This is a genomic window from Xanthomonas sp. CFBP 8152, assembly GCF_014199025.1.
Taxonomy (GTDB): Bacteria; Pseudomonadota; Gammaproteobacteria; order Xanthomonadales; family Xanthomonadaceae; genus Xanthomonas; species Xanthomonas arboricola_B.
Genome location: NZ_JACHNO010000005.1, coordinates 165,547 through 177,161, shown reverse-complemented (window position 1 = coordinate 177,161; position 11,615 = coordinate 165,547). Strand labels below are relative to the sequence as shown.

General features: G+C 63.6%; 12 protein-coding genes. 6 read left to right on the top strand and 6 right to left on the bottom strand.

The genetic code is table 11. The features are described from left to right. The first annotated feature begins 445 nt into the window (after positions 1–445). From FHT09_RS17950 to FHT09_RS17925, 6 genes are all read left to right on the top strand, one after another. A complete protein-coding gene (locus FHT09_RS17950) occupies positions 446–1,264 on the top strand; it encodes an abortive infection family protein (protein ID WP_104607601.1) in 819 nt (272 codons plus the stop codon). 460 nt (positions 1,265–1,724) lie between these two features. Next, the gene (locus tag FHT09_RS20360; RefSeq protein ID WP_258077316.1) at positions 1,725–1,949 is read left to right on the top strand and encodes a hypothetical protein; all 225 of its coding nucleotides are present in this window, start codon (positions 1,725–1,727) and stop codon (positions 1,947–1,949) included. Then, complete coding sequence (locus FHT09_RS17940) at positions 1,946–2,362, top strand: SymE family type I addiction module toxin (RefSeq protein ID WP_184417061.1); 417 nt, start codon at positions 1,946–1,948, stop codon at positions 2,360–2,362. The genes FHT09_RS20360 and FHT09_RS17940 overlap by 4 nt, the downstream gene beginning before the upstream one ends. Before the next feature lie 86 nt (positions 2,363–2,448). Next, complete coding sequence (locus FHT09_RS17935) at positions 2,449–3,087, top strand: hypothetical protein (protein ID WP_104606991.1); 639 nt, start codon at positions 2,449–2,451, stop codon at positions 3,085–3,087. Positions 3,088–3,188: 101 nt separating this feature from the next. Next, a complete protein-coding gene (locus FHT09_RS17930; protein WP_258077259.1) occupies positions 3,189–3,890 on the top strand; it encodes a hypothetical protein in 702 nt (233 codons plus the stop codon). A gap of 104 nt (positions 3,891–3,994) precedes the next feature. Beyond that, entirely contained in the window at positions 3,995–4,897 is a 903-nt protein-coding gene (locus FHT09_RS17925) for an XVIPCD domain-containing protein (RefSeq protein WP_181141406.1), read from the top strand. A gap of 253 nt (positions 4,898–5,150) precedes the next feature. On the opposite strand, the gene FHT09_RS17920 is transcribed toward FHT09_RS17925, so the two are convergent. The 6 genes from FHT09_RS17920 to flhF are packed head-to-tail and all read right to left on the bottom strand — an operon-like array spanning position 5,151 to position 11,161. Then, entirely contained in the window at positions 5,151–6,803 is a 1,653-nt protein-coding gene (locus FHT09_RS17920) for a chemotaxis protein CheA (RefSeq protein ID WP_104606964.1), read from the bottom strand. Positions 6,804–6,805: 2 nt separating this feature from the next. Further along, positions 6,806–7,432 (bottom strand): protein phosphatase CheZ, encoded by a 627-nt coding sequence (locus FHT09_RS17915; RefSeq protein ID WP_104606965.1) that lies wholly within the window; start codon positions 7,430–7,432, stop codon positions 6,806–6,808. Continuing rightward, the gene (cheY, locus tag FHT09_RS17910) at positions 7,432–7,824 is read right to left on the bottom strand and encodes a chemotaxis response regulator CheY (protein ID WP_181141404.1); all 393 of its coding nucleotides are present in this window, start codon (positions 7,822–7,824) and stop codon (positions 7,432–7,434) included. The genes FHT09_RS17915 and cheY overlap by 1 nt, the downstream gene beginning before the upstream one ends. 22 nt (positions 7,825–7,846) lie before the next feature. Then, positions 7,847–8,611, bottom strand: a complete 765-nt coding sequence (locus FHT09_RS17905) for an RNA polymerase sigma factor FliA (RefSeq protein ID WP_104537466.1) — start codon at positions 8,609–8,611, stop codon at positions 7,847–7,849. After that, positions 8,608–9,492, bottom strand: coding sequence for a MinD/ParA family protein (locus FHT09_RS17900; protein ID WP_010374294.1), 885 nt, complete (start codon positions 9,490–9,492; stop codon positions 8,608–8,610). The genes FHT09_RS17905 and FHT09_RS17900 overlap by 4 nt, the downstream gene beginning before the upstream one ends. After that, entirely contained in the window at positions 9,479–11,161 is a 1,683-nt protein-coding gene (gene flhF / locus FHT09_RS17895; protein ID WP_104606966.1) for a flagellar biosynthesis protein FlhF, read from the bottom strand. Before flhF ends, FHT09_RS17900 begins: the two co-directional genes overlap by 14 nt. Positions 11,162–11,615 lie beyond the last annotated feature (454 nt).

Genomic DNA, 11,615 nt, shown 5'->3' with positions numbered 1-11,615 from the left:
TGACCCCGGCTGCTTATGCCCAACATCTGGCCAACACCGATATCATTACCCCCGGACTCTAAACCAAGCCGCTACTCAGGGCGGGGGGATGTCGCCAAGTGGACCAGGAGTGGCAAATTCCGGTGGGGAAAGCTAGCTTTAAAAGTTGGAGCGTTCGTCCTGACTTGGGGGATATGGCTTGCCATTCTTGGCTTCCTCAGCACGATTTCTGGGTGGTGGATTGGGATCTGGGTAACGCTCACTATCCTCAATGTCGGATTTGGAATTCGCAGCAAGATCAAGCGGGACAAGTTGATGGTGTCTATGATCGATGCATACCACACCCTCGACTCCAGCCACCCAAGTTGGTCAAACACTTGGAATAGCTTGCAGAAGAGCAAGGACCTTGGGGCAAAGTGGCCAACACCACTTCTGAGGCTTGTCGAGGACAAGTCAAGAGGTCACCATGCTTAAAGAATTCCCAAGGCCGCTTGCTAGCATCGTCGGTGAGATCATCGGCACCTACTACTTCCACCACAAGTCCATCGAGACGCTGTTCTATGAAGCAGGTGCTTCTGGTGACCCACCAGAGGGGAATGTTTACAAGAAGACTGAACTATGGCTCATTCGAGAGGGAAGGGAGGATGCAGCAAAGTCACTGCTGATTCTTGGGAAGGTCGTTGAAGACCTGATGGATGGTGATAGTGATAGGAACATTCCTTATGGTGAGAAGCCGAAATTCATCAAACGACTAACAGATGCACTTGCACGCAACCAGTTGAGCTACGGGTTCGGCGGTCAGATCTATGGTGCTACGAGTGTCACAGCACCAAGCAAGGCCTTAGGCGAAGCCCTCAAAGAATTCTCTGTTGCTGAGATCGAAGATGAGTTCAGCCGAGCAAACCGCTTCATCGATTCGGACCCGCCAGGAGCCGTAACAGCAGCCTGTGCCATCGTTGAGGCGCTCTGCAAGCACTACATCGCAGTAGAGAAGCTGGATCTTCCCAGCGTCCAAACGGTTAAGCCGCTGTGGCAGGCAGTCTCTAAGCACTTGAAGCTGTCACCCGATCGTGTCGAGGACGATGATTTGAAGCGCGTGCTCAGTGGTCTCAGCTCTATCGTTGATGGACTTGGTGCGTTCAGAACCCATGCTGGCAGCGCTCATGGTCAGCACAAGAGAACCTACAAAGTTGCACCACGACATGCACGCTTAGTTGTGCATGCGGCGCACTCCCTTTGTCTTTTCATTATTGAAACATGGCGCGCACGAAGCGCTGAGAAATAAGAGATCACATGGAAGCTCATACCCGTAATTTGAAGAAGCTGCTTGGGCGTAATGGGGTCAGGTGCACTTATCAGGCAACGGCGCTCGGCTCGCGTGGCCCGTATGGAACTGCGCCAGCGGCGCACACAGCCGCGCGAGACCCGCCAGCGTGTATTGACACGCCAGACCGTGTGCTTGCAATCTAGGCCCAAGGAGCGTCGAAACTCCTCACGTAGCGGTGCCCACCTCCGTCAAACCGGTGGGTTTTTTGTGCCTGCATCCTGCAGGGACAAGCCGACGCAATGCTTGCGTCGGGAGGGCGGCTAATACAACACCCGCAAGGGGAATATGCCCGCCGGCTACGTGCGGTTTCGAACCTCCCGACATCCCGTCGCCGTTGGCGGTGGTTCTTGGTTTGTTCCAGGAGGGCGTTGCCATGTCTACCGCACTATCCATACCGGCATCTGTGCCGGTTGATCTGTTGCCAGCTTCCGCTCACCGCCTGCGGTGGGATGTGGGCGAGGTGCTGTGCCGGCTCGCCGCACTCGCAGCTGTTGAGCAGGTGCGCGACGATCCCGCGCATCCGCTGAGTCGTCAGCCCGGCGTGTTACCGCACATCTCGCACCGCCAGTTCGCACGCAGGGCTGTGCCATTGCAGCAGTACGTCGCTGCAACCATCACCCGCTACCACCCGGAGGCGCCATGACACGCCGCCGCCCACCCACGGCATCTGCCAGCGCACGGCCCACCCGCGCGCGTACACGCCCCGCGCCACCCAAGCGGGTGCAGTGGGTCGTTGTGGAACCCGACCGCAGCAAGCTGCCACCGATGCTGCCGCCCGACCCGGACGCCTCCCCGCAAGGCCCCGGCACGCTGCGCGCACCCCGCCGCGCCCGCCGCCCGCGCCAATGCACCGTCAGCTACACCCATTACCCCGGCGCCCACGACCACGCCGGCGACCAGCACGTGCCCCACGTCCGCCTCAGCGGCCTATGGCTGGAACAACTGGGCTTTGCCATCGGCACCAAGCTGCGCATCACCGCCAGCGCGGGGCAGTTGTTGATGGAGGTGTTGCCGCCGGCGGAGGTGCCGGACAAGGCGCGCAGCGTGCGGCGATGATGCTGCGGCTGCCAGACGCCTTGCGATTGACCTCGGTGCCCGATGCCACTAGCGTCGCAGCCACACCAGTGCACAACGGACGCTTCATGATTGCGCGCCCCCTCTACGCCTTGCTCGCCACCCTGGCTCTGGGAGCTTGCGCCCACGCGGTGGCCACCCCAGCCCCGGCAACCGTCACGGAGACATCGGCCATGAATTCCTCAGCCGAATCCAAAGTCGCTCCCGTTGGCAGCGAACCCAGCGGGCCGATACGAACGGCAGAGGATGCGCTCACCCGCATGCTTGCATTGATTCAAGCAATTCACGGACTGGACGATCTGACACCCGACTACCTGCAGTCCAAAATGGGGGTTCCGGTGACGCGTGCGGCAGCTGATTCCAAGCGTTATGGCGCCAGTGCTCCGCTTACCAGTGAGTGGGGTTACAGCTTTGGCATGGACCAGACGCCTACTGCGGGGCGTTGGTTCGAGTTCACCTTTGTTCCAGCGCAAGCGGGTGCTTCCCCGTCCATGACGGAGATCTGCGGGATCGATTTCGATACGTTTACCAAGAAGCTGGAAAACATCGGGTTTGTACGTCAACGCAACATGGTGGAAGACGGCCGCTGGATGAGTGATCTCTACACGCGCCCAGGGATGCGTGTAGAGGTTTTCCCGAGAGGTGAAGCTGCGGAACCGCAAGAGTTGGTGGCGCACAAATGCGTCGAATGGGTCTACATCCGATAAGCTGAGGTAGCGGACATGTCACTCAGCCCTGGAGTTGTCAGGCCTCATAAAGCGATGAGTGCATAGGGCATTGGGGGTACTTGAGAGGCGTGCATGACACGATGACATTGAAAAACTGTCAAAATTCCCCCTGCAGCACCAACACTTATTGGAGAAAGGCCGTGCCCCTTGCAAACGATCCAATGCGCTTTGCACTCACGGCATTGATTACCTGCCTGATCGCTGGCTGCAGCCTGCAATCGCCGCCTGCAAACGTGCCTATCGCAAAGGAGCAGATAGAGATGAGAACGGTCGTCCCGTTGGTACGGAGTTTGACCCCACATGATCGTGGGCCTACAGAGCTGGAATTCGATGTGCCCGCACTGCCCGACGACGCGACTCCTCCCGTTTTCATCGGTGTGCGGATCACCGGTGTCGATCCAACTGCCGTCTCCCAAAGTGCTGACAGGCTGATTAGCGCTGGTGTTTCGGCCGAGCTCCACTTGGAGCGTATTGAACCATCCGGTCCGGTCTCCGTGGAATTGCAGCGTAGTCAGCGTGTGGGAGTAGGTCAGCAGGCGTCCATTCCCTTGTCAGCTGATGGTATGGCTCCTGGTCTGTTCGCTTTTGATGCGGACGGTACGACGCTGCAGGACGCCGGTTTGTCTACTGAACAGACCGCGTCCAGGGAGTTGGCGTTCGGCTATAGCAATGCTGTCCAGCCAGGCCGTTATCGGCTCAAACTGCGCTTTGATCAGAACGCCGAGGCGCTGGTTGCGGCTAATGCTCAACTTCTTGTCGCTTACACCTACAAAGGAAAGTGAGGGGAATGAGCATGGATGATCATGAAAAGCGCTATGCAGTCACTGTCTACGTCGCTGCCGCAGGTACGCCGTTGATGACCGGAGGCACATCCTTCGGCGGCCATATGTACTACTCGATTGACGACGGAACGACTGTCAAAAGTTATGGGTTCTCGCCCATCAAGCATGGTGAGGCTAGCGGGCCGGGAAAACCTTCGTTCAATGACGTCGACACCTATCAAAAACCGTATTACTCACGCACGATGGAGATTGATAAGGCCCAGTATGACAAGTTGGGGGCCTTCGGCGCGGCCCCTGCTAAGCACGGGTTCAATATGGAATATCACGGTGTTAAAAACAGTTGTATCGACTTCACGTGGGATGCGCTCAATCACGCTGGACTGTACCGGAAGACAAAAGATGGAGTTGATAAAGGCTTTGAGGGGGATATCAGACCCGTAGAAAACGTAGATGATATCAAGAGCATTCCTGCTCCTGTGCCTAAAAGTGAGTTGAATAAGGAGCACAACAATCCCAAGCCCAAGCAGGAACTTTGGCAGAAGGTGATTGGTGAGGCGCAGCCGCCCGGTGAGCAGGTATCTCCACTACAGGAAGTAACACAGCTTGCGAGAGTGCTGCCAACAGATCCGCTGCATCACCAAGCAGAAGAAGCCGTTCGCCGCCTTGAGCAAGGTCTCGGCCGCGAGTATGACGACAACAGCGCACGGCTGGCAGCAAGCAGCGCGTATTTAGCCAAAGAGAACGGGCTGTCGCGAATCGATCATGTCGTGCTGAGCGAGAACACCAAGTCCGTGCGCCAGGGCGAGAACGTCTTCGTTGTGGAAGGTGCGTTGAACGATCCCGCTCACAAGATGGCGCATATGAAGACAAGTGATGCGATTGCGCAGTCCGTCGAGCAATCCTTGGGGCAACTACAGGCCTTGGGCGAAACTCAGCGCCAACAGCAATCCCAGCAGCAGGAGCAACAGCGAGAGCAGTCGATTGCGCCTCAACACCGGATGGTGTGAGGGCTAGTGAAGTAACGGTTCTGAAATGACGGTTCCAGATTCACTTCCACGGCAGCCTGGCCGTCGCCAAACCATCGCGCCCATGCCTGCGCGCGTAGCGGCATAGATCGGCAGCGATGCTGGTAGTGAAACGACAACGGCCGCAGTACGCGGCCGTTGTCGTTAGATCAGGCAACCAGGATCGTCTTGACGATTCCCGATTCCCGATTCCCGATTCTCCCAATCCCGAATCCCGAATCCCGAATCCCCAAACTCACTGATCGCTGGAACGCAGTCCATCCACATCCAGGATCAGCGCCATGCGGCCATCGCCGATCAGGGTGGCGCCGGCGTAGCCGGGCAGGCCGCGCAGGGCACGGGGCAGGGGCTTGATCACCACTTCCTCGCGGCCGCGGACCTGGTCCACCACCAGGCCGAAACGGGTTTCGCCGGCCTGCAGCAGCACCACGGTCAGTAGCGGCGGTTGTTCGGCAGGCACGCCCAGCCAGCGACGCAGGTCGATCAGCGGCAGGGTATGCGAGCGGCGGTCCAGCACGGCGCGGCCGTCGAACCAGCCCAGCGACGTCTGCGGGGCGTGCAGCACCTCGACCACGCGGGCCAGCGGCAAGGCATAGACCGCTTCGCCGGCCTGCACCAGCAGGGTCGGCAGGATCGCCAGGGTCAGCGGCACGCGGATCATGAAGCGGCTGCCGCGGCCCAGCTCGGACTGGATCTGGATCTGCCCGCTGAGTTCGCGGATGCGCGATTGCACCACGTCCATGCCCACGCCACGGCCGGAGATGTCGGTGACCTCGGCCTTGGTCGAGAAGCCCGGCATGAAGATCAGATGCAGGCACTCGTCGGTGCTCAGGCGGGCGGCGGCTTCGGCGTCGATCAGGCCCTTGTTGCGGGCGATCTCGCGCAGGCGTTCGGGGTCGATGCCGGCGCCGTCGTCCTGGATCTCGATGCTGACGTAGTCGCCTTCCTGCTGCGCAGACAGCCGCACATGGCCGCTGCGCGGCTTGCCGGTGGCTTCGCGCAGGGCCGGCGATTCGATGCCGTGGTCGATGGCGTTGCGCACCAGGTGCACCAGCGGGTCGGCCAGGGCCTCGACCAGGTTGCGGTCCAGTTCCGTCTCGGCGCCGATCAGTTCCAGCTCCACTTCCTTGGACAGCGTGCGCGCGACATCGCGGGCCACCTTGGGGAAGCGCGCAAACACCTTGCTGACCGGCTGCATGCGGGTGCGCATCACCGCGGTCTGCAGGCGTGCGGTGGCGATGTCCAGCGTGCTGACCGCGCGGTCGAGTTCCTCGTCGCGCAGGCGGGTGCGCAGGGTCTTGAGGCGATTGCGCGACAGCACCAGTTCGCCGATCAGGTTGACGATGGCATCCAGGCGCTTGGTGTCCACGCGCACGGTCTGCTCGGCGTCGGCTCCCTTGGCCGCCGCCTTGGGCGCGGCCTTGGCGCCGGGCGCAGCGGCGCCATGTGCGTCGTCGGGTGCGGGCGCTGCGGCGGCGGCCTTGGGCGCGGCCTTGACCGCCGGCGGGCCGCTCTTGGCATCGAACTGCGCAATCAGCGAGGCCGGTGCATGCGGCACGGCTTCGCCCGAGCCCATTGCATCCAGCATGGCCTGCAGGTAATCCAGCGACTGCTGCGCGGCATCGAAGTGATGCGCCTGCAACACTGCCTGGCCGGAGCGCGCCATGCCCAGGGTTTCCTCGGCGGCGTGGCAGAGCTCGACCATGGGCTTGATCGCCAGAAAGCCGGCGCCGCCCTTGAGCGTGTGAAAGCCGCGGAATACCGCATTGAGCTGATCGGCTTCGTCCGGTGCCTGCTCCAGCGACACCAGCTGTTCGCCGAGGCGATCCAGGATTTCCTGGGCCTCGACGATGAAATCGGCAGCAATATCGTCTGGAACAGCACTCATGGTTACAGCCCCAATCCGGACAGCAGGTCATCGGCGTCGTCCTGCGACACCGCGTGACGGTCCAGGCCCTTGACTGCAGGACCGGCAAGACCGCCGTCGTCTTTCTTCGGCTCTGGATTCTTCGGCGGCAGGCCGAGCGCACCGAAACCCTCGTGCACGCGCCGGACGATGCCGGCCACGCGCCGGATGATCTGCCCACTCAGGTCCTGGTAGCTCTGCGCCAGCGACAGCTCGGTCAGGTTGTGGCGCATCTTGTCCATCAGCGCGCCCTGGTCCTGATTCAGACCGCCGTCGCGTAGCTGGTTGGCCAGCTCACGGCATTCCTCGACCAGATCCAGCGTGCGATGGCTGGCCTTCTCGGTCATTTCCACCACGTGGTCCAGGCGCGAGCAGGCATCGTCCAGCTCGCCGGCCTCTTCGGGCACGGTGGGCAACTCGCCCAGCGCCTGACCGAGTTCGCGCGCGAGCCGGCTCAGGCCCTGCATCATCGGGCGCGTGCGCAGGGCGGCGAGGTGGTCGACCTCGCGCTTCCACGCAGCTTCGTCACCGCTTTCCAGTGCATCGAGCGCGCCCTGCAGGCGGTCGATCAACGCGGCGCGTTCGGCATTGGTGTCCACGGTGACGTTCATCAGGCGGTCGCCGCCAGACGTTCGAATACCTTGCCCAGTTTCTCTTCCAGCGTCTGCGCGGTGAACGGCTTGATGATGTAGCCGTTCACGCCGCACTGGGCCGCTTCGATGATCTGCTCGCGCTTGGCTTCGGCAGTCACCATCATCACCGGCAGGTGCTTGAGCTTGGCGTCGGCGCGGATGTTGCGCAGCAGGTCGATGCCGGTCATGCCAGGCATGTTCCAGTCGGTGACCACGAAATCGAACGGGCCGGACCGCAACGCAGCCAACGCGCTGTTGCCGTCTTCGGCCTCTGCGGTATTGGTGAAGCCAAGATCGCCCAACAGATTCTTGACGATGCGTCGCATCGTCGAGAAGTCGTCCACGATCAAAATCCGCATGTTCTTGTTCACATCAAGCTCCTAACACGAAAAATTATTCGTCAATTTCGACACCGGCGTCGGCCAGTTCGAAGACCTTGAGGCGGCCGCGCAGACGTACCACCGCCTGGCCATGGATCTGGCAGACGCGCGATTCGCTGACACCGAGCACGGCGCCGATTTCTTTCAGGTTCAATTCCTGTTCGTAGTAGAGCGACAGCACCAGCTGCTCGCGCTCGGGCAACTGGCCGATCGCCTTGCCCAGCTCGCGGCCGAATTCGCCACGCTCCATCATCTGCTGCGGATTGGGGCCACCCTTGGCGGTGGTGTCCAGCTCGCCATGATCCTCGATCCGCGACTCCAGGCTCAGCACCTGGCCGCGGGCGGCATCTTCCATCAGACGCAGGTAATCGGGCAGCGGTATTTCCATCGCGGCGGCCACTTCGGTGGCAGCGGCGGCGCGGCCGGTGTGCTGTTCGATCTTGCGGACGGCAGCGGCAGCGTCGCGTGCGCGACGGTGCACCGACCGCGGTACCCAGTCGCCCCGGCGGATCTCGTCGATCATCGAGCCACGGATGCGGATCGAGGCATAGGTCTCGAACGAGGCGCCCTGCTCTGAGTCGTAACTGCGCGAGGCTTCGATCAGGCCGATCATGCCGGCCTGGATCAGATCGTCCACTTCCACGCTCGCCGGCAGGCGCGCGGCCAGATGGTGGGCGATGCGGCGCACCAGGTCGGCGTGTTGGGTGACGATATCGTTGGCGTTGTTGCGCTGCACGGCGCGGTACTGCGCGCTGGCTGTTGCGGTGGCGGTGCTCATGCGGCCACTCCCCGTTGGATGATGCGTTCGACGAAGAACTCGACATTGCCGCGCGGCACCGTGGGGGCCTGCCAGCGCGAGGTACGGCGAGCGATTTCTGCGATGGCCTGCGCCGACGGACTGGCGGGGTAGGCCTTGATGACCGGTTGCTGGCGCTGCACCGACAGACGCAACCAATCGTCCTGCGGCACGTGGCCGAGGTAGTTCAGCGACACGTCGCCGAGGAACTTTTCGCACACCCGCGACAGCTTGTCGTACAGCAGGCGGCCTTCGTTGGGGTCGCGCACCATGTTGGCGATGATCTGCAGGCGGTCCACGCCACGCTCGCGCGAGAGCACCTTGATCAGCGCGTAGGCGTCGGTGATGGAGGCCGGTTCGTCGCAGACCACCACCACGGTGTCCTGCGCGGCCTGGCAGAAGGTCAGCACGCTGTCGGTGATGCCGGCGGCGGTGTCGATGACCATCACGTCCAGGTCGCGTTCCAGTTCGGAGAACACGTTGACCAGGCCGATGTGCTGGGCGGGGGCCAGTTCGGCCATATGGCGGCGACCGGAAGCGGCCGGGACCACCAGCACGCCGCCGGGGCCTTCGATGATCACTTCATCCAGCGTGCAGCGGCCGGCGATCAGGTCGGCCAGGGTGTACTTGGGCGACAGGCCCAGCACCACGTCCAGGTTGGCCAGGCCCAGGTCGGCATCCAGCAGCAGGGTGCGCTTGCCCATGTCGGCCAAGGCCACGGCAAGGTTGGCGGAGATGTTGGTTTTCCCCACGCCGCCCTTGCCGCCGGTCACGGCGATGGTGCGCACCGGGCCCAGGGGCTCGGGACGGGTCGCCGACAGGGGGAAGGCGTTGGTCAGCTTGGCGTATTCACGCGACTGCATGGTTGTGCTCCGGAGTACAGGGCTTATCGGCAGCGCGCCGCAAATCTTCAAGGCGAAGAACGAGACTGGCGGCATTGGCGCGGTGCAGGTCGTCGGGGACCCGCTGTCCGTCAGTCACCCAGGTGATGGGCATTTGGTGATCGACGACGACCGACAGCGCACTACCGAAGCGGCCGGTCTCGTCAAGTTTGGTCAGCACCACGCCCTGGGGCTTGGCGTGGGCGAAGCGGCGCACGACCTCGTCGAGGTCGGAAAAGTGCGCGTTGGCAGGCAACACCAGCAGCGAGGTGACCTGGTGCGCGGCGCGCAGCCAGTTCAGCTGCGCGGCCAGGGCGCGGTCGCGCTGGCCCATGCCGGCGGTGTCGATCAGCACCAGCTTGTAGTCGCGCAGGCGCTCGAGCAGTTCCAGCAGGCTCCCGGCGCTGTCGGCCTCGTGCACGGCGATGCCGAGCTGACGGCCGTAGCTGTGCAGCTGCTCGCGGCCGCCGACGCGCTGGGTGTCGGTGGTGACCAGGGCCACGTCGCGCGGGGCGTGCTGGGCGGCGAAGCGCTGGGCGAGCTTGGCGATGGTGGTGGTCTTGCCGGCGCCGGTCGGGCCGACCAGGGCGATCACGCCGCCGCGTTCCAGCGGGTCGACCGGGGCCACCGGCAGGCGCTTGGACAGCAGCCCCAGCATCAGCCCGCGGCCGCGGTGCAATTCGGTATCGGCCGGGATCTGCAGTGCCACGTCGCGGATCAGGCCGGCGTCGAAGCCGTAGTCGTCCATCAGTTCCAGGGCCTGCGCACGCACCGGTGAGCCACGCAGGCGCTCGTCGGTGAGGCGGTTCATTTCGCGCTCGATCATCTGCCGCATCAGCGCCAGCTCGCCGCGCAGCTGCTTGAGTTCTTCATCGTTCTGCGGCGCCGGGGCGGCGGCGACCGGCACCGCGGCCAGGGCCGGCGGGGCGACCACCAGCGGCGGCAACGCGGCCGGCGGCAGGATCTGCGGCAGCGCGTCCAGGTCGAAGTCGGCCTCGTCGGCCAGCGCGTCCTCGTCCTGGTCGTAGCCGGCCAGCGCAGGGGCAGCGGCGGCGGCCATGATCGGGGTCGGCGCCTGCACCGGCGCGGCCTGCACGGCAGCGCGTGGTACCGGGGCGGTGGTCAGGAAGTCGGCGAACAGTTGTTCCGGCACGGCCGACAACGCATGGTCCTGACGCGGCGCGGCGGAGACTGCGACCGCACGGGCCAGGGCCTGGGCGGCGGGCGAGGGGACGGTGGCGCTACGCACCGGCACGGCGACCGGGGCCTGGCGCGGCACGTTGACCGGCTGGCGCAGCGCCATTGCGGCGATCATGTCTTCGGCGGCGCTGGCAACGCGCTGGCGCTGGCTCGTGCCGGCATCGGCGGCCGGCTTCAGCGGTGCGTGGACCGGTGCGGCGGCGACTTGTGGGGCCGGTGCCTGCGGAGCTGGTGCCGACGGGATCGGCGTGGCGGCAACGGCCGGCGTCTCGGAGCGCGCGGTTTCCAGGGCGCGCTGCACGAGTTCTTCGTCGTAGTTGCTGGCAGCGACGATCTCGATGCCTTCGGCGGTGCGGCGATTGGACAGGATCACTGCGTCCGGGCCGTGTTCTTCACGCACCATGCGGAATGCGGTGCGCATATCCGGGGCAACGAAACGTTTGATTTTCATGCGAAGTGCCTCCAGGAACGGGACCCGCCGGACGCCGGACGGGTGCGCGATGAATGTGGGTGTGTTGCCAGCGTCATGAGTTGCCTGTCCCGTTCGGTTGTTCCAAGTGCTGCTCTCGCCCCGCAGCGGTGGCGCTGGCTGCGGTCTCGGCAGAGCTAATGCACGCGGCGTGCCAAAACGGGGTGCCGGGGTTCCGGCGCGAGCCACTGTGCGTCGGGACAGGGCGGGGGCTGTGCGTCGGGTCTGGCCGCAAGGTTTCAAGTTAATGGATTGATTGGCTTTTTTTCGGCGCGGCGATGCGGTGGTTTCCCTGTGCAGGAGGATGCGCTGGCGGGCCGCAGGTCCAGCCTGGGGCGCTCGGAACGCTGGAAGCGGTCAGCGCCGTGCAATCGATTGGAGATCCGGACCAGTGGCGGCTTTCCGACGCCGGGTGTGCTGGTCGGTCGCCGGCCTG